The organism is Actinoallomurus purpureus (genome assembly GCF_024055795.1).
Lineage (GTDB): Bacteria > Actinomycetota > Actinomycetes > Streptosporangiales > Streptosporangiaceae > Actinoallomurus > Actinoallomurus purpureus.
In genome coordinates, this window is sequence record NZ_JAMXMY010000010.1 from 235,419 (window position 1) to 254,964 (window position 19,546).

General features: G+C 70.6%; 19 protein-coding genes. 11 read left to right on the forward strand and 8 right to left on the reverse strand.

Going from position 1 to position 19,546, the window contains the following annotated elements; translation table 11 throughout:
• The first annotated feature begins 48 nt into the window (after positions 1-48).
• Positions 49-1,488, forward strand: coding sequence for a phenylacetate--CoA ligase family protein (locus NE236_RS20460; protein WP_252843634.1), 1,440 nt, complete (start codon positions 49-51; stop codon positions 1,486-1,488).
• Complete coding sequence (locus tag NE236_RS20465; protein WP_252843635.1) at positions 1,485-2,471, forward strand: hypothetical protein; 987 nt, start codon at positions 1,485-1,487, stop codon at positions 2,469-2,471. Before NE236_RS20460 ends, NE236_RS20465 begins: the two co-directional genes overlap by 4 nt.
• Here the strand turns inward: NE236_RS20465 and NE236_RS20470 are convergent.
• From NE236_RS20470 to NE236_RS20485, 4 genes are all read right to left on the reverse strand, one after another.
• Positions 2,468-3,232: an AfsR/SARP family transcriptional regulator gene (locus NE236_RS20470; RefSeq protein WP_252843636.1), complete on the reverse strand. Its 765-nt coding sequence runs from the start codon at positions 3,230-3,232 to the stop codon at positions 2,468-2,470. The two genes, NE236_RS20465 and NE236_RS20470, sit on opposite strands and share 4 nt — an antisense overlap.
• Before the next feature lie 161 nt (positions 3,233-3,393).
• Positions 3,394-4,014, reverse strand: coding sequence for a GyrI-like domain-containing protein (locus NE236_RS20475; RefSeq protein ID WP_252843637.1), 621 nt, complete (start codon positions 4,012-4,014; stop codon positions 3,394-3,396).
• On the reverse strand, positions 4,001-4,591 hold the full coding sequence (locus NE236_RS20480; RefSeq protein ID WP_252843638.1) for a PadR family transcriptional regulator: 591 nt from the start codon (positions 4,589-4,591) through the stop codon (positions 4,001-4,003). The genes NE236_RS20475 and NE236_RS20480 overlap by 14 nt, the downstream gene beginning before the upstream one ends.
• A gap of 263 nt (positions 4,592-4,854) precedes the next feature.
• The gene (locus NE236_RS20485; RefSeq protein WP_252843639.1) at positions 4,855-5,079 is read right to left on the reverse strand and encodes a hypothetical protein; all 225 of its coding nucleotides are present in this window, start codon (positions 5,077-5,079) and stop codon (positions 4,855-4,857) included.
• Between the two features lie 247 nt (positions 5,080-5,326).
• On the opposite strand from NE236_RS20485, the gene NE236_RS44555 reads away from it, so the two are divergent.
• Together NE236_RS44555 and NE236_RS20495 are read left to right on the forward strand one after the other, a co-directional pair.
• Entirely contained in the window at positions 5,327-6,289 is a 963-nt protein-coding gene (locus tag NE236_RS44555) for a DUF5919 domain-containing protein (protein WP_252843640.1), read from the forward strand.
• The gene (locus NE236_RS20495; RefSeq protein WP_252843641.1) at positions 6,286-7,098 is read left to right on the forward strand and encodes an inositol monophosphatase family protein; all 813 of its coding nucleotides are present in this window, start codon (positions 6,286-6,288) and stop codon (positions 7,096-7,098) included. The genes NE236_RS44555 and NE236_RS20495 overlap by 4 nt, the downstream gene beginning before the upstream one ends.
• A 60-nt stretch (positions 7,099-7,158) precedes the next feature.
• Here NE236_RS20495 and NE236_RS20500 read toward each other — a convergent pair whose 3' ends face one another.
• The gene (locus tag NE236_RS20500; RefSeq protein ID WP_252843642.1) at positions 7,159-7,815 is read right to left on the reverse strand and encodes a helix-turn-helix domain-containing protein; all 657 of its coding nucleotides are present in this window, start codon (positions 7,813-7,815) and stop codon (positions 7,159-7,161) included.
• A 92-nt stretch (positions 7,816-7,907) separates the two neighbouring features.
• Between NE236_RS20500 and NE236_RS20505 the strand changes: the two genes are divergently transcribed.
• The 5 genes from NE236_RS20505 to NE236_RS20525 all read left to right on the forward strand — a co-directional run bounded on the left by NE236_RS20505 (position 7,908) and on the right by NE236_RS20525 (position 13,085).
• Positions 7,908-8,783 carry an oxidoreductase gene (locus tag NE236_RS20505; RefSeq protein ID WP_252843643.1) on the forward strand — a complete coding sequence of 292 codons (876 nt, stop codon included), beginning with the start codon at positions 7,908-7,910 and terminating at the stop codon, positions 8,781-8,783.
• A gap of 173 nt (positions 8,784-8,956) precedes the next feature.
• The gene (locus NE236_RS20510; protein WP_252843644.1) at positions 8,957-10,159 is read left to right on the forward strand and encodes a helix-turn-helix domain-containing protein; all 1,203 of its coding nucleotides are present in this window, start codon (positions 8,957-8,959) and stop codon (positions 10,157-10,159) included.
• A 139-nt stretch (positions 10,160-10,298) separates the two neighbouring features.
• Positions 10,299-10,616, forward strand: a complete 318-nt coding sequence (locus NE236_RS20515) for a hypothetical protein (protein WP_252843645.1) — start codon at positions 10,299-10,301, stop codon at positions 10,614-10,616.
• 741 nt (positions 10,617-11,357) lie between these two features.
• Positions 11,358-11,936 (forward strand): hypothetical protein, encoded by a 579-nt coding sequence (locus NE236_RS20520; RefSeq protein WP_252843646.1) that lies wholly within the window; start codon positions 11,358-11,360, stop codon positions 11,934-11,936.
• Positions 11,937-12,194: 258 nt separating this feature from the next.
• Positions 12,195-13,085 carry a glycoside hydrolase family protein gene (locus NE236_RS20525; protein WP_252843647.1) on the forward strand — a complete coding sequence of 297 codons (891 nt, stop codon included), beginning with the start codon at positions 12,195-12,197 and terminating at the stop codon, positions 13,083-13,085.
• Here NE236_RS20525 and NE236_RS20530 read toward each other — a convergent pair.
• The gene (locus NE236_RS20530; RefSeq protein ID WP_252843648.1) at positions 13,072-13,986 is read right to left on the reverse strand and encodes a sulfotransferase family protein; all 915 of its coding nucleotides are present in this window, start codon (positions 13,984-13,986) and stop codon (positions 13,072-13,074) included. The two genes, NE236_RS20525 and NE236_RS20530, sit on opposite strands and share 14 nt — an antisense overlap.
• A gap of 151 nt (positions 13,987-14,137) precedes the next feature.
• Entirely contained in the window at positions 14,138-14,902 is a 765-nt protein-coding gene (locus NE236_RS20535) for a sulfite exporter TauE/SafE family protein (protein ID WP_252843649.1), read from the reverse strand.
• 135 nt (positions 14,903-15,037) lie between these two features.
• Here NE236_RS20535 and NE236_RS20540 point away from each other — a divergent pair, with 135 nt between their 5' ends.
• Together NE236_RS20540 and NE236_RS20545 are read left to right on the forward strand one after the other, a co-directional pair.
• Positions 15,038-18,340, forward strand: a complete 3,303-nt coding sequence (locus NE236_RS20540) for an AfsR/SARP family transcriptional regulator (RefSeq protein WP_252843650.1) — start codon at positions 15,038-15,040, stop codon at positions 18,338-18,340.
• A 63-nt stretch (positions 18,341-18,403) separates the two neighbouring features.
• On the forward strand, positions 18,404-18,688 hold the full coding sequence (locus tag NE236_RS20545; protein WP_252843651.1) for a GNAT family N-acetyltransferase: 285 nt from the start codon (positions 18,404-18,406) through the stop codon (positions 18,686-18,688).
• A gap of 10 nt (positions 18,689-18,698) precedes the next feature.
• Here the strand turns inward: NE236_RS20545 and NE236_RS20550 are convergent, their stop codons facing one another.
• The gene (locus tag NE236_RS20550) at positions 18,699-19,427 is read right to left on the reverse strand and encodes an acyltransferase (protein WP_252843652.1); all 729 of its coding nucleotides are present in this window, start codon (positions 19,425-19,427) and stop codon (positions 18,699-18,701) included.
• Positions 19,428-19,546: the final 119 nt, after the last annotated feature.

Consider the following 19,546-nt stretch of genomic DNA (forward strand, 5'->3'; position numbering starts at 1 on the left):
CGCTCCCGGGGAGGGCCCCGTTCCCGCCGGCCACGATCTGGAGGATCGGTGCTCAGCACAGGCCTACGGCAGTTGGGGTTCGCCTGGTCGATGTTGTCGGGACGCGGATTCCGGGTCCGGGACGCCATGGCGCTCGCCGATGACGTGCGCGCGACGATCGAGGAGTTCGGCTCCGCCGGCGATGGGGCCGGGGACATGCTCAGCGCCCCCGACCCGGAGGTCCAGGACGGTCTCACCCGGCGACGGTTGCGCCGGACCGTGCGCAACGCCGCTCGCCACACGCCGTACTACCGGCACCTGTTCGAGCGGATCGGCGTCGACCCGGCGTCCGTGACGCCGGACACGATCGCGAGCATCCCTCCGACACCGAAGAACGCGCTGCGGAGCATGCCGGCGGCGTTCGTCTCGGATCGCGCCCGGCCCGCCATGGCGGCACAGACCACCGGCACGACGGGCATTCCGACCACGGTGTGGTTCTCGCAGTACGAGCTCGACATCACGGTGGCGACGGGAGCGCTGGCGTTGATGCTCACCGCGGGGCTGCGTTCCGAACATGTCTGGGCCAACTGCATCACGACGCGATCCATCGCCCAGTACCTGGAGGGGCGCTCCGTCCCGATGGCAGGAGCCGGTTATGTGCCGATCGGCCCGGTCGACCCACGGGTCGCGCTCGACCGGCTCGCCACCCCCATGCACCTGCCCGGCAAGCGCCCCCAGATCACCCATCTCAACGCGACGCCCTCCTACCTGGCGGCGATCGTCCAGGAGGCGGAGAGGGATGGCTGGACCGCCGCCGACTTCGGGCTCCAGGAGATCCATGTCGGCGGGGAGATCCTCACCGACGCGCTGCGGGACCGGGCGCGCGAGCTGTTCAACGTCCCCGTCACCGACGGCTACTCGATGACCGAGATCATCCCCGTGGCCGGTCAGGTCTGCGCGCACGACCACCTGCACCTGCCGGTCGACCTGGGATACGTCGAGGTGCTGGACCCGGTGACGCTCGAACCGGCCGCACCCGGAGCCGTCGGCTCCCTGACCATCACGCCGTTCCTGTCGTACCGGGACACCACGACGCTGCTGCGGTACGTGACCGGGGACCTGGTCCGCGTGCTGCCCGAGGCGGAGAAGCTGGGCTGTGAGATGGCGGCCGTACCCGCGACCTCGCGGATCCTCGGGCGCGTGACCGGTTCGGACCTCACCACCAGGGACGTGCTCGAACTCCTGCAGGCGGAGCGCGCACTGCCGCTGCCGACGCGGTACGCGATCGAGGAGACCGGTGATCCGGGCGGACCCGTGCTGCACGTGGTCGCCGAGCGGGCCTCCCGTACGCTGTCGGCCCGGTTGGAGGGGCGGGTGGCCGACCTGGCGCTTCCACTGTCCGGGGTGGTCCTGGTCGAGGACCCGGCCGATCTTCCCACGCCCTGCCGGGTCCGCGCCGACCTGCGGGAGCACACCTTCCACACCGTCCCCGCCGGGAGGAGCGCGTGAACCACGGACTGCAGGGCGCCCTCGCCCTGGACACCGTCGTGCTGGTCACCATCGGCCTGGCCGTCGGTTACCTGGCCAAGGTGCGGATGCCACGGCCACCGGCGGGCCTGTTCGTGCGATCCGACATCGTGATCATGGTGGCGCTCCTGGTCATCATGCCGTTCGCGTACCTCGACATGCCGGCCGCGCTCGTCTGCACGGTGTTCGGGCTGACCGTGTTCGTCGGGTTGCAGTTCACGCTCGCCCCCCTCATCGGTGGCCGGGGCGCGGTGGCAGTGGCGACGCCGGCGTGCGCCTTCGAGATCGTCGCGTACTTCGCCCACTGGTCCACCGCCCTGATGCTGGTCAACGACGTCGCGCTCGTCGTCGTGGCCACCGGGGTGACCAACCTGTGGGTGCAAACGGGGATGAGGCCGCCTCTCGTCGCCGGGTTCGCCGCGGCGCTGGTCGTGTACGACACGGTGGCGACCGGGCTCTCGTCGGTGACCTCGGACTTCATGCACCTGGTCAACGGCATCCCGTTCGCGCCGATGCTGGCGGCCCGGTACACGCCCGAGCCGATCATGATGGGGCTCGGCGACACCCTCATGCTGACGCTGTGGCCCCTGGTCGCGATCAAGTCGTACGGGCGGGCCGCCGGGATCTGCGCGATCGCGGTCGACGTGCTTCTGATGGCGGCGGTGTTCGCCGGGTTCGCCACGGGGGCGATCACCTATATTCCGCTGCTCACGCCGCTCGGGCTGCTCATCGTCGCCCAGTACTTCTACTGGCGCCGGCGCATCCCTGTCGTCGTTCCCGTGCGCGATCCGCTCGAGGCGGCGCTCCGGGCATCGTACGGCGAGGACGAGCCCGCCGACGGGACATGGGTCGCCCTGCACGAGGGGAAGGTCGTCGGCCGCGGCGACTCGCCGGGAGCGGCCCGGCGGACGGCCCGCGAGGCCGGGGTCGCCGAGGTCCCCGTCACGGCTCTGGGGCGCCCCTAGACCTCGCCGCGCAGCATGGCCGCGTGCAACCGGCGTAACTCCGGGTGCGGCTCGACGCCGAGTTCCTTCGCCAGGACGGTCCGCGCCCGGTGATAAGCGTCGACCGCGTCGCCCTGGCGTCCGGACCGGTACAGCGCCACCATGAGCTGCCCATGCAGCCGCTCCCGCAGAGGGTGGACTGTCACGAGCGCCCGCAGGTCCGCCACGGCCTCCTCATGGAGCCCGGCCGACAAGCGGGCGTCGCCCAGGTTTTCGATGGCGATCAATCGTTGCTCGGCGAGCAGCGCGATCTCGTTGTCCAATTCGGGCCAGCGCGGCACCTCCTCGTACGCTTCGCCGCGCCACAGGCCGAGCGCGTGTTCGTAGCGGGCGATGGAGGTCGGGAAGTCACCACGCGCGTACGCCGCGCGTCCTTCGCCGACGGCCGTCGCGAAGTCGTACGCGTCGAGGTCGGGAGGCTCCACGGCGAGCGCGTAGCCAGGCGGCCGCGTGCGCAGAACGGTACTGGCGGGACCCAGCAGGCGACGTAACGCGCGCACGTGGGTGCGGAGGTTCGACCTGTGGGAGGTCGGCGGTCCCTCCGGCCATACCGCCCGGATCAGGGAACGGGTCGGTACGACACGGCCGGGCCGGATGAGCAGTGCCGCCAGTAACGCCCGCCGTTTCGGCTGGCGGACACCGGTGAGCTCGCCCGCCACCTGGATCTCCAACCCGCCGAGGACCAGGAATCGGGGTCGCGATTCGCCCGGGTCCGGGCTCACCGGAGGTCTGGCCTTTCGGGCACGCCGCTTAAGCAGGCGAGCGCGATCACGACGGAGCACGCCATGATCGTCAACGTACCTTCGGGAGGGAGGCCCGTCACCCCCGCTTACGAAGGGCGTTCGAACAGGCTGCTGAGTCGCCGTGGGTGGCCAGTGTGCCGTTAGTTCGCCGTCTGAACGGGTTGTCGGAGGATGGTCTTGAGTTTGGCGGGCTCGGTTCGGCGGTGGTCGCCGAGGTAGATCTCGTGGTGGTGCCCGGACATTCGCAGGTTGTTGGCGGCGAGGTACTCGCGGTGGAGCCTGGCGAGGACGGGTCCTTCGTCGTCGTAGGGTCCGATGTGCAGGAGCTGGGCGCTGGTGCCCTCCTTCAGGGTCTCGCGGCGGATTTCGGCGATCGTGGGGAGGCTCTTCTTCGCCTGCGCGGCCTGTTTGGCCTCGTTGATGAGGTCGTCGGTGATCCAGTCGGGCTGGCTGATCAGCATGCGCCAGTGCCAGGCGTCCTTGGCGCGAGTGGTGAACACTTCCGGGCGGTCGGACCACCACAGTCCTTCGAGCGGCCCGACGACGAAGTCCTGGCCGAGGGCGGCTTTGCTGGTGAACTTGATCGTGTAGGCGACGGCGTAGAGCGCCTCGACGGCGCGGGCGTAGTCGGCGCTGGTGTTGGGATCGCCGCAACCGTCGACGGCGATGAATTGCTGCGTGGGTACGTCGACCAGTGCCCAGTCGGCGTTCCTTGGCGCGTAGCACTCCTTGAGTTCTCGTTTGACGTCATAGCGGGTCATGGCCGTCTGCCTTCCTGGCGGGGGGCTCGTTGGGAGATCGGTTACCGAGTTCGGCCGCCTGGTAGGCGGCCAGCCACTGCTGTTCGGCGGCCAGCTGGCCCAGTGCGTAGTCGAAGATGGCGCGGACGAAACCGGGCAGGTCAGGTTGGGCGTCGCGGGCCGCGCCGATGGTGGCGATCTTCTCCGCCAGGGCTGCGGCCCGCCGGTCGAGCGCGGCCTGGAGGCGTTCGGGCGGAATGACCGGTTGGTTGGCTAGACCGGCCAGGATGGGCGGGAACACCGGCCGAAGTTCGGTCAGCGCCGCCTCGGCCGACCGTGCGCACGCCCGGCGCCCCTCGGCCGTTGGCCCGTATACCCGGCGGGCCTTTCCCCGGGCGGCTCGCGACGTGTCGATCTCGGTGATCAGCCCACGGTCGCGGAGTCGGGCCAACAGGTAGTAGATCGAGCTGAAGCCGATCTCGGTCCACTCGCGCATGCCGCGGGTGCTGATGACTTCGTCCAGTTCGTAGCCGTGTCTCGGCTTCTCCATGAGCAAGCCGAGCAAGGTCAGCTCGGCGGGGGTCAGGTCGGCAGCCACGCTTCTATTCTAGTACTAGAATAAAACGCGATGATCACGTACCTTGCCGGGTTGGTCAGGCGGCCTTTGGCTGCGGGCGGCCCCAGCGTTGTTGTCGTTCGCTGCGGGCGCCCGACGTGTCGCGGGCGCCCGGGTCGCGGCCCCGCTGTCGTGTGAGACGGCGTGAGATGCCCACCTTTGGCCCTGGTCAGAGGGTTGCGATAGGTGGATATCGGATCAATGGTCGGATGCCGGTGCGGTAAGTGCCTCCGGGCAGAGGCCCGTCATCCGCGCTCGTGAAGGGCGTCGGCCGGGGTCGCGTAGTGGCCGGCGTCGGTGCGCAGGTGTGCCGCGATGCGTTCGGCGGCCGTTTCCGGGTCCGCCGCCAGTAGCCGATCCCCGGACCGCGGGCACCATTCGAAGAATTCCCCGCACGCGCTCACGGATATCCACACCCGGGGGTCCGCCGGGTCGCCGCGCACCGAGAGCGCGGGCCTGGCGTCGCTCATCACCGAAGGCAACCCGAGTCTGGCCAGTTCGCGGCACAAGGACACCAGAAGCCGCATTTTCTCGCTGTGATCGGCGCACACCGCCGTTGCCCCCCAATGCCTCCGGTCCCCCGCACCCTCCGGCCATAGCATCCTTCGTATCGGTGTTTCGTCTCGATGCCGTACAAGCTGTTTTTTCGACGCCAATGTCTTGTCTCTGTCTTGAATTCGTCTCGTCATGGCGATAAAGGGTGGCTAGGCTGGTCGTGTGAGCGAAAGTGCTGTGCGGCAACCGATCTTGCTGCAAATTATGGTGCAGCAGCGGCAATTAACACGATATGGGATGTTTCGCGCCGCATACGAAAGAGCCGCGAGGAAAGTCGATCGCGACCTCGTCGGCACCGCGCCGAGCCGTGCGCAACTGCACCGCTGGATCTCCGGCGGGCTCAAACGGCTCCCCTATACCGATCACTGCCGCGTCCTGGAGACGATGTTCCCCGGGTGGACCGCCGACCAGTTGTTCGCGCCGTGCCCGGACGACCTCCTGGCCGCTGAGGGGGCGCCTTCGGCGGACCGCGTCGCGCGCGCCCGGACCCTCGCGGTCCATCCGTCCATCGGCCGCGGAGCAGGACCCGCCCGGATCGCATCCACAGGCGCTCTGTCGTTCGACACGCCGGGCGGTCCAGGCCTGCCGTTGGCCGATGTGGCCGCCGTCTTCGCCACCCGGGCGGAGTTCACGTACGCCATGCCGCCGCAGGTGATGTTCGACGACGCGAAGCACATCAGGGCGGCCGGGCTGTCGCTCAACCTCCTCTGCCAGCAGTATCCCGATCAGCGGCTGCGTCACCTGGTCGAGAGCGGCGCCCGTCTGGAGTGCCTCTTCCTCGACCCGGACGGCGACGCGATCAAGGCGCGCGAGTGCGAAGAGGGCTACACCGACCACTATCTGTCCACCCTGACCAAGCTGAACATCGAGGTGCTCTCCCGCGTCCGCGACCGCCTTCCGGCCGAGGCGCGGGACCGGCTCTCGCTCGCCGTCTACGACGAGACGATCCGGTTCGGCATCGTCCTGATCGACGGTGCGACCTGCGTGATGCAGCCCTACCTGCCGCAGGCCCGTGGCGTGGACTCGCCGACGTTCCTGCTCCGCCGTAACTCTGACGGAGTGGGGCTGTATAACACCTTTGAGCAGATTTACTGCGAGTTGTCGGAACGGAGCCGCCCAGTATGACGACGTCCGTCGGAGCGTTGCTGCCCGTCGCTCTGGACGCCGTCGCGCTCGCCGCCGATCTGATCCGTTCCCGTGCCCCCGGCCCGCTCACCGCCAAGGGCGACCGGGACATGGCGACCGACCTGGACTACGCCGTCGAGCGCGCCGTACGGGCGCATCTCCGGGACCGGACGCCCGGCGTGCCGATCCTCGGGGAGGAGGAAGGGGTCACCGGCGACGGCGGCGGGGACCTGCTGTGGGCGCTCGACCCGATCGACGGCACGGCCAATTTCGTCCACGGACTGCCGTTGTGCGGCGTCTCCCTGGGCCTCCTCCGCAGGGGCCACGCCGTCCTCGGAGTGATCGACCTGCCGTTCCTCGGCACCCGCTACTCCGCCGTCGAGCACGCCGGCGCGCACCTCGGGGAGCGGCGGATCGCGGCGAGTGCGACGGGCGCGCTCCAGGACGCCATCGTCGCCATCGGCGACTACGCCGTCGGGCCGGCCGCCGAGGAGAAGAACCGCCTGCGCCTCGCGCTGACCGCCGCCCTGGCCGCCGAGGTCCAGCGGGTGCGGATGCTGGGGTCTTCCGCCATCGACCTGGCGTGGGTCGCCGAAGGCAGGCTCGACGTCAGCGTGAGCATGTCCAACAAGCCGTGGGACACCGCGGCGGGTGTCGTCATCGCCCGTGAGGCCGGCGCCGTGGTGATCGACCAGGACGGCAGCGATCACACGACCGACTCGGCGGCCACCATCGCGGCGGCACCGGGCGTCGCGGAGCAGATCAGCGCGCTGATCGGACGGACGATGGACGACCTGGCCCTCGCCTGACAGCGAGGATGTAGGTGAGCGTCTCCCGGTGCACCGCGGCCGTTCCGGCCCGAGGAACCGTCAGGGGATCAGGCCGAACTCACCGGCGTGCACGCCGGCCTGGAACCGCGACTCCGACCCCAGCAGCCGCATCAGCTCGGCCACACGACGGCGGTACGTCCGCAGCGAGAGCCCCAGCCGGCGGGCGGCGACCTCGTCGGTGAGCCCGTCGCCGAGCGCCCGCAGGATCCGCCTGCCCTCGGCATCCACCTGGGGCGGATCGCGGTGGAGGTAGGCCGTCAGCTCGGTCGCGGCCTCCCAGGTGGCCTCGAACAGGGCGTACACGCCGTTGATCAGCGTCGGCGACGTGGTGATGGTGAACTCACGGTCGCCGGGTGTCGCGGCTCCCGCCAGGATCATGACGCGCCGGTCGATGATGATCGTCTCGTTCGGCAGGCCCGTGGCGCAGATGCGGACTCGCGCGCCCATGCCCACCAACGTGAGCAGGTGATCACGCTGCTCCTCCTCGGCCGGCGCGGCGGGCGTGTACAGCTTGCGCACGACCAGACCGTCCTCGGCGAGCGCCGGGCGCATCCGCGGGCGGGTGTCGCGGTGCGACCAGGTGTCCAGGTCCGTGGCCGCGCAGATGAACTCCGACGTCACGCCGGTGAAAAGAGGGACGGTGCGGGCGGCGAGCTCGCGCTCTCCGTGGACCGTGATGACCTGTTCGCTCGTCACCCGACCAAGTCTGGTCGACCCGGTCTGGCGGAGCAATGGCAGGTTGCTGCCAGGCGTTGGTACCGCCGCCGCGCGGGGGGCAGGCTCGAGGCATGACGACGAACACGACGGCCGCCGCGAGCGGCGACTTCCTTCTCGGTGGAGATCTGCGGGTGAACCGGCTCGGCTTCGGCGCGATGCGGCTGCCCGTGGGCACCTTCGACGGGCCGACGCGCGACCCGGAGACCGGCATCGCGGTGCTGCGCCGCGCCGTGGAACTGGGCGTGAACCATATCGACACCGCGGGCTTCTACGGGCGGGGCGACGTGCACGCCCACGAACTGATCCGCGAGGCGCTGTCCCCGTACGCCGACGACCTGGTCATCGCGACGAAGGTCGGGCCCCTCCGGGGACCGGACGGCATCCCCAGCGGCCAGGCGACACCCGATCAGCTGCGGGGGCTGGTCGAGGAGGACCTGCGACGACTCGGTCTCGACCGCCTGGACCTGGTCTACCTGCGGGTCGGCGGCATGTCCGTGCCCGGCGGCGAGTCGATCGGCGAGCGGTTCGAGGTCCTGGCCGGGCTGCGCGAGGAGGGGCTGATCCGCCACCTCGGCGTCAGCAACGTCGACGCCGAGCAGTTCGCCGAGGCACGCTCCATCGCCCCGGTCACGGCGGTGCAGAACCACTTCCACGTCCAGTACGGGGACGACGGCGGGCTGCTCGCCCCGTGCGAGGACCTCGGTGTCGCGTACGTCCCGTTCTTCCCGCTCGGTGGCGGGAACCGGCCGCTCGACCGGGATCGCCTGGCGAAGGTCGGCGCCCGCCACGGGGCCACGCCCGAACAGGTGGCGCTGGCCTGGCTGCTGGCGGCCTCTCCCGTCATGCTCGCCATCCCGGGCACCGGCTCACTGGATCACCTGGAGGAGAACATCGCGGCCGCCGGCGTGCACCTCACCGAGGAGGACCTCGCCGAGCTGACCACGTGAACTGCGTACCAAGGGATGTTTCACAAGTCTGTTTGGCGACTGATCATCGGATCATTCCGGTGAAATAGCGCGTATTGCCGCGATCGATGGCGATAGTTCATCGCCATATCTACAAACAGCACCGCCCTGCACCGTAGCCTGAGGTTGTCGAAGCTTCAGGAGGTGCAGGGCCTGTGCCTGACGTTAACGCGACTCGCGACGCCCATGAAGGAATAGGGCGCCGAATTGCCCGGAAACGACGCGCCCGCGGCCTGACACAGCAGGGCCTCGCCGCTCGCGCCTATGTGAGCCGCAGCCTCATCCAGCAGGTAGAGACCGGCCGCAAGCCGGCAACCCCCTCACTCGTCGCCGCCGTCGCGTCCGCCCTACACGCCGACCCTTCGGAGATCTACGGGCAGCCGTACGGCAACGTCGCCGGGCGCGCCGATCGCATCCACGACTCCATTGACGAGATGCGCCGCGCGCTCGCTTGCGCCGACGTGCCTCCGGACCTCGATGTTCCCCCGCGGTCGCTCACGAAGCTCGCCGCCGAGGTCGCAAAGGTCCGTCGATTGGCGCAAGACGCGCAGCACTTGCAGGTCGGCGACCGCATCTCGGCTCTGCTCACCGAGTTGTCCATTCACGTCAACGAAACCGGCGACCCACGGGCGTGGACGCTGCTCAACAACACCCAGGCGATAGCTGTCTCGCTCGCGCGCCGTCTGGGCTACAACGACCTCGCCAACTTCGGCCTCGACCGCGCTGCCGCTGCGGCGGCCCGGTCCGATGATGCCAATCTCCCCCGACTCGCCCAGCTCTCCCGAGCGCTGCTGCTGATGACGATCGGCGCCTGGGACTCTGGGATGAGGCTCGTACAGCGCGCGGGCGACGGAATGGACTTGGACAGCGCCGAGTCCCGTGCGGTGTACGGAGCGCTTCAGCTGCGCGCGGCGGTCCTGTCCGCCCGTGCCGGGACGGCTGGCGATGCCTGGGAGTATTACGGGCTCGCGACCGAGGCCGCCCGGCAGTTGCCCGAGCGGGCGCCGGATTTCTATGGGCTGCAGTTCCATCCGCTGAACGTCGAAATTCACGGGGTGGCTGTCGCGGTAGAGCTCACCGACTTCGACGAGGCGATCCGGCGGGATTCTCGTCTGTCGCTGCCGTCCTCGGTCTCGGCGGAGCGGCGGGCTCATCATGAGATCGATGTGGGCCGTGCGCTGGTGTCGACCGGTCAGTGGGACCAGGCGCTCCGTCGACTGCTCAATGCTGAAACGATCGCTCCACAGATGACGCGATATCACCCGATGGCGCGGGAGTCAGTGGTCCGGCTGATTGATCATCATCGCACGCTCCCTGAGGCTCTCCGGCTGCTCCAGGACCGCATGAGCTTGGCCTGACGCGCGTCGTCAAGGATTTTCGTGCACACAAGTCGTGTGCATTGTCACCCTCCCGATTGCCTAGCGTGAGTTGTCGGTTACCAATGCGCCAGAGTCTCTCTGGTGCGCAGACGGACACGCGGACGCTGGGAGGCGCCAGGTGCATGTACGAACCACCCCACTGCCGCCGGTCGACATCGTTAAGGCGGCGGCTGTACGGCTCGCCCCGCTGCTGATGCGGGCCGGCCTGAACGTCACGGTCAACTCGGCCGGCGTGGTCGAGGCCCGGAATCCCTGCGACGTGCGGATGCGGCAGCCACTTGTGCTCCGCGAGCACCAGTCCGCGCTTTGGTGGCACTGGCAGTGGTCCGGTCCGACCCGCGACGCGTCCCCCGAGTACGAGCCCATGGTCCCCGTGGACGACGTCGAGGAGGCGGCCCGCCGCATCATCAACGTCCTCACGGTCGCAGGGTCATGAGCTACGAGAGCAAGCTCGCCGAGTTCCGGAAGGCGCTCGAACTGCCGACCGTGTGGGTCAGCGGGACGGGGAGTATGACCTCGACCGGTTGCGGTTGCTCTCGAGCAGTACGTCGGGGAGTCGCGGCAAATGTTCACCGAGCCGTTCGGACCGATCTAGACGATTGATTCCAAGGCGTCCGCGGTGATCGTCGGTGCGCTCGCTCTACGGCACACCCGGCTGTGAACCGGCGTCGCGGCATCCTTTGCGGAAACCCTGCATTCCGGGCGAATTGCACGAGGGAGGCGCGGGTGTCTTCTCTGATGTTTCTACTGAGGCAAGATATTTATCGCCTCAGTAGAAGCGCCGGAACGAGAGGGCCGAGGCGCGGCCGTGGTGGACCGCGCCGGATCCCATCGGTGCACAAAGTACCGCCTACCGACACCGAGAATCCCTTGGAATCAATCTTCTAGAGAGCCGGGTGCGCCGCCAGTGTCCGGCCGGGGAGAGAGCCGACCGTAGCGGCGCGCCCACCCGGCCCGCGTGGCTGCCCACCCCTGAGGCGGCCGTGCGGGACAGATGGACCGGTGGGGCGAGCGCGGGGTTTCGGTGGCCCGCGTTCCCCCGGCGGCCCCGCCCCGGCCCGACGGCCGGGGCACGGCCGCCGGAGGAAGTAGACCGACCACCGCGATTTCAAGCGGCAGCGAATAGAAGGAGAAAACCTATGGGCAGGCACGGTACGGGGTCATCGCCATCGCGGCAGTGCATGCCGTTCCCTATCAGTGGGTGGTGCAGACCAAGCCGGGCGGGGTGATCCTCATCCCGTGGGGCAACGCCTACGACAACGGTGCGCTGGCCCGCCTGACGGTCGACGGCCACGGCGCGGCGTACGGTCCGTTCGTCGACAACACGGTGGCGTTCATGTGGTTGCGCGCACAGCGTGCGCCACGACCTGCGGTGCCGGCGGATCTGGCGGGTGCGGCCGAGTCGGCCACGACCCTGCACCCGGACGCGGTCGCCTTCGACGACTACGACGCCACGTTCGCGGTCGGCCTGCGGGTGCCCGATGTGACCACGAAGTTCCAAGACGCCGACGGCGGCGACGACGACTTCGCCTTCTGGGCGTTCTCCGGGCCGTCCTGGGCCCGCGTCGACGTCACCGACGGTGCCGTCACGCACCGGGTGCGTCAGCAGGGTCCGCGCTCGCTGTGGACCGAGATCGAGGCCGCGTACCAGTGGTGGGACAAGGTCGGACATCCGGAGACCGGCCGCTTCGGGCTCGCCGTCACCTCCGACCGCCAGTACGTGTACCTCGACTCACCCGACAATCCCGTCGCCTGATCCCGGACAGCACGAGGCGGCAACGGCGGTTCGACGCGCGCGACCTCGTGGCGGGACACGGTCCGACAGGCGACGCGGTCGCACCTCGCCATGGGCGGATTTTGACATCGTCGCAGCTGAGCGGATTATTTACTTTTCATACTCGGTTAATGTGGTAGGCGCCATCGCTCGACTGTGGCGCCGAGGGGCGTCGCTCCGATGCATCGCCGTGTCCGTGCCGGTGCGGCCCCGTCGCCGGCGCGTTCAAAGGAGGACTCCATGCCGTTTCCCCTGCCGTCGTACGAGCGGTCCCGCGTCGTCGTGGCCCCTCCTCAGCAGGGCGCCGGTTACTGGGCGGGCGCGCCCAGTGCCTGTGTCGTGGACGGCGAGATCTACCTGGCGTACCGCCTGCGCCGCCCCATCGGGCAGGGGCGGGGATACGCCGTCGTGGTCGCGCACGCGGTCGACGGCGAGCGGCTGGAGACCCTCGCGGTCATCGACAGCGACCGGATGGCGGCCGAGTCCCTTGAGCGCCCCGCGCTGGTCGTGACCCCCGACGGGACGTGGCGGCTGTACGTCAGCTGCGCCACGCCGGGGACCAAGCACTGGCGGGTCGAGGTGCTGGAGGCGGCCGATCCGCGCTCTTTCGACCCGTCGACGGCCGAGGTGGTCCTCCCCGGCAGCGACCTGATCGGGGTGAAGGACCCGGTGATCCTCCGTCAGGGCGACAAGTGGCACCTGTGGGCGTCCTGCCACCCGCTCGCCGACCCGGAGGAGGCCGACCAGATGGTGACCGACTACGCGACCAGCGCCGACGGTCTGGAGTGGACCTGGCACGGCACGGTGCTGACGGGCCGTCCTGGGCGGTGGGACTCCCGCGGCGTACGGATCTCGTCCGTGGTCACGGACGGCGGGGAGACCGTCGCCTACTACGACGGCCGGGCCAGCGCCGCGGAGAACTACGAGGAGCGCACCGGGATCGCGACCGGCGACGGGTTCGGCCTGCTGGAGCAGCAGGGCACCGGCCCGGCGGCGGTCTCGCCGTACGCCGGCGGGGGCCTGCGCTACCTGACCGCCGTCCCCCTCGGGGACGCGGGGTGGCGGCTCTACTACGAGGCGACGCGTCCGGACGGTGCGCACGAGCTGCGCACCGAGTTCATCGCGGCTTGAGCCAGTCGCCGTAGTCCTCGCCCGTGACCTCTTGCAGCAGCCGGATGTCGTCGGCGAAGTAGGGGATCAGCCGCTGCCGGTCGTCCCAGGTCAGCGGCTGCCGGGGGCGCCGCTCGCGGTGCAGCGCGGCGAGCAGCGGGCCGCGGGCGAGACGGCGGACGGGCAGCGGCATGTTCGAGCCGATCCGGGCCCCCGCGCGCAGCACCTGCCGCAGGGCGCGGGTGCTCGGGGAGTCGGCCACGTGGTTGGTGACGTTCTCGCGGGGGATCGCGTCGATCATTCCGGTGCGCACGCCGAGGAACGCGCAGATCCGGTCGAGGGTCGCCGCGGGTTCCTCGTGGATGCGCCGGTACCTGACCACGAGCACCTGGTCGCGCGGGAACACCTTGTACAGGTGCTGGAGTTGTTCGCCGTACCGGCCCAGGTCGACGTACCGCCAGAACGCCGCCCAGCCCGCCGCGACCCGCTCGGGTTCGGCGGCGCACGCTTCGACGACGGTGCCGATCGGCTCCAGGCCGGCCGACCACAGGTGCGTCCAGTTGGAGTGGGCCCGTTCCACCGGGTCCCGGATCAGGGCGATCATCTTCACGTCGGGGATCAGGGCGCGGATGCGGAGCTGGGCGTCCCGGTCGTGGAGGTAGAAAGGCGTGCTCTCCCCGCGCGGCGTCCCCTCGGGTGCGGCCGCGAACAGCGCCTCGTAGTCTTCGCGCCGCCAGATGTGCTCCCGGTAGGTCTGGGCGTCGCCGGGACCGCCGCGCGTGGGCGGAGGGCCGTCGCTGAGGAAGAACTTCGGCTCCTTGACCGGGGACATGAACAGGTCGGGGTGGCAGGCCAGTGCGGCGTGCAGTGCCGTGGTGCCCGCCTTGGGGGCACCGATCACCAGGAAGTTCGGAAGCGCCATCCAGTCCTCCCCATCAGGCGTCCACCGACGTTCTAATCGTTCCATACCTACCTAAAAAGCAGGGAAACACTTCTTATTGGCAGTGCCGGGATTCAGGAGGGAGCCACCGGCCCACGCCTTCGCCGAACGCGGTCGCCGGTCGGTCGGCCGGTCAGGTGTAGCTGTCGATGCCGAGTTTGACGGCCACGGCCACCCCGCACACGGCGACGAGGACGCGCAGCGCCTGGCCGGGGAGCCGGCGTACGAGCGAGGGCCCGATCCAGCCGCCGACGAGGAAGCCCGCGGCCAGCGGCAGGACGGCGTCCCACCGTACCGGCCCGAACAGCGCGAACCCGGCGGCGGCGACGCCGTTGGCCAGCCCGGCGATGACGTTCTTCACGGCGTTGACGCGGACCATCGGCAGGTCGATCATCGCGGAGAGCACGGCCAGCATGAGGATGCCGCCGGCCGCTCCGAAGTACCCCGTGTAGACGGCGACCGTGAAGAGCGCCACACGGAGGAGCCGGCTGTGTTCACCGTGGAAGCGTTCCGCGAGCCGGCCGGCCCTGGGTTGAAGGAGCAGGATCAGGGACGCGCCCGCGATCAGCCAGGGTGCGATCAGCTCGAACGTCCGTGACGGCGTCACCATCAAAAGTGCCGCGCCGGTCGCGCCGCCGAGCGCGGTCAGCACGCCCAGCCGCAGCACCCGGCCGCGCTGCCCGGCGAGCTCCCGCTGTGAGCCGGCCGTCGCGCCCACCGCCGTGAACATCAGGGCGACCGTGTTCGTCACGTTGGCGCTGAGGGCCGGCAGCCCGAGCGCCAGAAGGGCCGGATAGGAGACGATCGACGCGAGGCTCACGACCGTGCTGACCACCCCGGCGAGGACGCCGACGCCGAACAGAACGGGCAGGTGGGCCGTGATCACCCCAATACCCAAGCACACCACGGGACGCCCGTCTGGTCGGCGGTGTCACCGGTGAGCGGATCTGGCCGGCGGTGTGGCCGCGGGTGGCACCGATCGTCCGGAGGAACGCGTCACGCTGGCGGTGCCGCAAACGGGGACAATGGCGGCGTGCGCATCGCCATTCTCGGGCCGCTGGATGTGCGAGACGACGCCGGCGGCCCCGTCGAGATCGGGGGATCTCGGCTGCGCGCGCTGCTGATCCGCTTGGCGCTCGACGCGGGCCGTACGACCCCGGCCGAGCGGCTGATCGAGGACCTGTGGGAGAACGCCGCCCCGGCCGGGGCGGCCAACGCGCTGCAGGCGCTGGTCTCCCGACTGCGTGGCGCGGGCGGCAGGGGCGTCGTCGCCTCGGTGCCGGGCGGCTACCGGCTGACCGTCGATCCCGCCGACGTCGACGCCGTCGCCTTCGAGCGTCTCATCGCGGCGGCCGGGGCCGAGGGCGACCCAGCGCGCCGGGCGGAGCTGCTGCGAGAGGCGCTCGGCCTGTGGCACGGTCCGGCGCTCGCGGACGTCGCGGACATGGCGTTCGCCACCGGTCCGATCGCGCGCCTGGAAGAGCTGCGGATCTTCGCCACCGAGGATCGGGTCGACGCGGAGCTCGCCCTCGGCGACGGCGCCGGGCTGGTCCCCGAGCTCGAAGAGCTCGCCGTGCGGCATCCTCTGCGCGAGCGCGTACGCGGCCAGCTCATGCGGGCGCTCTGTGCGGCGGGCCGGCGGGCGGACGCGCTGACGCTGTACGAGCAGACCCGGCGGCAGCTGGCCGACGCGCTCGGCGTCGACCCGTCGCCGGGGCTGACCGCCGTCCACCTGGCGATCCTGCGGGGCGAAACCGGCGTGTCGGCGCCCGACGGCAACGGCCGGCCGGGTCACGCGGCACCGGAAGGGGCCGGGCGCACCGGATCACCGGCCTCCACCGGGCGCACCGGATCACCGGCGTCGATCGGGCGCGCCTCGTCACCGGCATCGGCCGATGGCTCGGGACGGTCCAAGGGCAGGAGTAACCTTCCGGCCCAGCTCACCAGCTTCGTGGGCCGGGAGGGTGAGCTGGTTCGGGTCGGTGGGCTGCTGGTCGGCTCGCGGCTCGTCACGCTGACCGGGCCGGGTGGAGCGGGCAAGACCCGGTTGGCGATCGAGGCGGCGGCCAGGGAGATCGCCGTGACGCCGGACGGCGTCTGGTTCGTTCCGCTGGCGCCCGTCCGGGACGCCGCCGAGGTGCCGCAGGCGGTGGTGGTCGCCATGGGCATCGCGGAGACGGTCCGGCTCATCGACGCCAAGGAGATCGTGTGGCCGCTGGACCGGCTCGTCGACGCGCTCGCGGACCAGCGGCTCCTCCTCGTCCTGGACAACTGCGAGCACCTGCTGGAGGCGGTCGCGCGGCTGGCGGACCGGGTGCTGTCCACGGCTCCGGGCGTGCGGATCCTCATCACGAGCCGCGAGCCGCTCGGCATCACCGGCGAGTCGCTGTGCCCGGTCCCCTCCCTCCCGCTGCCTCCTGAGGACGCGGACGCCGAGACGGCCATGGCCCATGGTGCGGTCCGGCTGTTCGCCGACCGCGCGGCCGCCGTACGGCCCGGTTTCACGGTCGACGCCGACACGGTCGGCCCCGTGGTCCGGATATGCCGCGCGCTCGACGGGATACCGCTCGCCATCGAGCTGGCCGCGGCCCGGCTCCGGGCGCTGACGCCCGGGCAGGTGGCCGACCGGCTCGGCGACCGGTTCCGCCTGCTGACCGTCGGCAGCCGGACCGCGCTTCCGCAGCATCGGACGCTGCGCGCGATCGTGGACTGGAGCTGGGAGCTGCTGGACGACGTCGAACGCCGCGTGCTGAGACGGCTGTCGGTGTTCACCGGGGGTGCCACGCCTGAGGCCGCCGAGCGGGTCCTCGGCGACGACGTCATCGATGTGATCGCCTCACTGGTCGACAAGTCGCTCATGGTGGCGGAGGGCGACCGCGCGGTCCGCTACCGGCTGCTGGAGACCGTGCGGGCGTACGCCGCCGAACGCCTCGCCGAGGCGGGTGAGGAGAAGCGGCTGAAGGACGCGCACGCGGCGTACTTCCTCGACCTGGCCGAGCGGGCCGAGCCGGAGCTGCGCCGTCGCGATCAGTTGTACTGGGCCGCGCGGCTGAGCGCCGAACGCGACAACTGCAACGCCGCGCTGCGCCATTCGATCGACGTCCGTGACGGGTCCACGGCGGTCCGCTTCATCGGGGCTCTGGCGTGGTTCTGGGTCCTCCAGGATCAGGAGACGGAGGCCGGTGGCTGGGCGGACGAGGTCTGGGGGTTCGTCGAGGACGACCCGCCGGACGGCATCGAGGACGCCTACGCCATCTGCGCCTTCACGGCCGCCATGGTCAGAGAGATGTCCCGGAACGACGGACCGCGGATGGACGCCCTGCGCCTGGTGATGGCACAGGTGGCCTCCGGCCTGCCCGAACTCCCGGCTCATCCGGGGCTCGCCCTGTGCCGGCCGCTCGCCGCCGTGTTCGGGGGCGACCTCGAGGGCTGCCTGCGCGCGTTGGACGTCGTCACCGAACATCCGGATCCGTGGGTCCGGGGTGCGGTGCACGCCTTCCGCGCGTTCCTGGCGGCGAACCACGGCGCGATCGACGAGTGCGGCGCCGAGGCAGCGGCGGGGTACGCGGTCTTCAGCGGCCTGGGCGAACGCTGGGGCATGGTCAGCTGCCTGAGCGCTCTCGCGGAGGTTTCGCTGGCGCGCGGCGAAGCCGAGGAAGCGGTGCGCGCGGCCCGGGAGGCCTACGGCTATGCGAGCGAGGGCATCAGCCCGGACCAGGGCGCCGCACTGCTGGTCCAGCTCGGCAGGGCGTACGGCCATACGGGTGACGTCGAGCGGGCCCGTACCGAGCTGCGGCGAGCGGTGCGTTCCGCCGAACGGACCGGGGAGCACAGCCTCGTCACGTACGGCCACGTCTGGCTGAGCGAGCTGGCGCGTCGATCCGGCGATCTGCGCGAGGCCCGGAGACTGCTGGAGCGGGCCCGGGCGGTCCTCGAGCCGAGGCGGGCCCGGGTCGATCTCGGAGTGTCGGCCGCGACGACGTTCGGCAGGCTCGGTTGCCTCACCGAACAGGAGGGGGACCTGCGGGCCTCCGCCGACTGGCACGCCAAGGCCATGGCCGCGCTCACGGTCGTCGGAGAGCTGCCGATCGACCAGACGGTGGGCACCATCGTCGAGGGGTTCGCGGCACTGGCCGCGGCACGCGGCGAGCACACGCGGGCGGCCGAGCTCCTGGGATGCGCGCACGCCCTGCAGGGCTTCGTCCCGCCGTGGAGTCTGGAGAACGACCGGGCCAGAGCCGCCGCGCTGGCCGCGCTCGGCACCGACGCGTTCGAGGCGGCGTACGCCCGGGGGCGCCGGATCACCCGTGAGCAGGCGCTGACGCTCACGCCCTGACGCGGCCGCTTCCCGGAAAGCGGCATGATGGTGTCCCACCGCAGCGACCGATCGAGGGGCACGATGGACGTCACCGTGACGCACACCGAGGGCCGGTACGAGGCATGGGCCGGCGACCGGCGGGCCGGCCTCATGGACTATCGGGACGAGAACCGCCTCATGGTCATCACCCACACCGAGGTGGCGCCCGAGTTCGAGGGGCACGGGGTGGGCGGCGCGCTCGTCCGTACGGCCCTCGACGAGTGGCGGAAGGAAGGGCGGCGGGTCCTGCCGCTGTGCCCCTTCGCCAAGGGGTGGATCGAGCGGCACCCCGACTACGCCGATCTCGTGAGCCGCCCGCGTTCCTAGAGATGGCCGGTCAGCTCGCCAGTTCCCCGCGCTTGGGGATCGGCGGCAGTTTCGCCAGCTCCGCCAGTGTCTTCTCGTCCAGCGGCGTCTCCGGGAACGGCGGGCTCCAGCCGGTCTTCGGGTCGTAGTGCCGGACCACCTTGGCGGGCACACCGGCGATGACGCTGTGGTCGGGGAACTCCCCGCGCACCACCGCGCCACCGGCGACGACGACGTTCCGGCCCAGGCGGGTGCCGGGCAGGATGATGGCGCCGGCGCCGAGCCAGCAGCCGCCGCCGATGACGACCGAGTCGTTGACCGGCCACTGCCGGCCCACGGGGACGTCCGGGTCGGCGTAGCCGTGGTTCTGGTCGGTGATGTAGACGTACGGTCCGGTGAAGACGTCGTCGCCGATCTCGATCGACTGATGGCCGACGATGTGGCTGCCCCGTCCGATGGAGCAGGCCTTCCCGATCTTCACGATGGGGTCCGGACCCAGGTCGAGGCCGGGGCCGAAGCCCGCCGAGATCGTGACGTGCACTCCGACGAGCGTGTCGTCGCCGATGTGGATCCAGGGTTCACCGAAGAGCGCACCGGTGGGGAAGCCGATGCAGACCCCTTTTCCCAGATGGCCGAACCGCCGCCCGGCGGGCGTGCTCGGCGTTATCTCGCCATGCCGGCGAAGCCACTCCCAGCCCCGGTGCAGAGCGACCGCCACCACCCTGCGGGTCGCGGAACCGATCAACGACCTAAGCGACATGCCGGAAACGGTACGGCATGGGATGTCCGCGTGTTCGCTGCGGAAGCATCACAGCGGCAGGCCGGGCGCGAGACGGCGGCGAGCCCGGCCGGTGGGCCGGGCTCGCCGCCGATCAAGCG

Bases quoted from the DNA above. Each gene is read 5' to 3' on its own strand.
- NE236_RS20505 (WP_252843643.1), top strand. From the start codon at position 7,908: ATGACGACGAACACGACGGCCGCCGCGAGCGGCGACTTCCTTCTCGGT.
- NE236_RS20475 (WP_252843637.1), bottom strand. From the start codon at position 4,014: ATGACCCGCTATGACGTCAAACGAGAACTCAAGGAGTGCTACGCGCCA.
- NE236_RS20495 (WP_252843641.1), top strand. From the start codon at position 6,286: ATGACGACGTCCGTCGGAGCGTTGCTGCCCGTCGCTCTGGACGCCGTC.
- NE236_RS20530 (WP_252843648.1), bottom strand. From the start codon at position 13,986: ATGGCGCTTCCGAACTTCCTGGTGATCGGTGCCCCCAAGGCGGGCACC.
- NE236_RS20485 (WP_252843639.1), bottom strand. From the start codon at position 5,079: ATGAGCGACGCCAGGCCCGCGCTCTCGGTGCGCGGCGACCCGGCGGAC.
- NE236_RS20545 (WP_252843651.1), top strand. From the start codon at position 18,404: ATGGACGTCACCGTGACGCACACCGAGGGCCGGTACGAGGCATGGGCC.
- NE236_RS20550 (WP_252843652.1), bottom strand. From the start codon at position 19,427: ATGTCGCTTAGGTCGTTGATCGGTTCCGCGACCCGCAGGGTGGTGGCG.
- NE236_RS20525 (WP_252843647.1), top strand. From the start codon at position 12,195: ATGCCGTTTCCCCTGCCGTCGTACGAGCGGTCCCGCGTCGTCGTGGCC.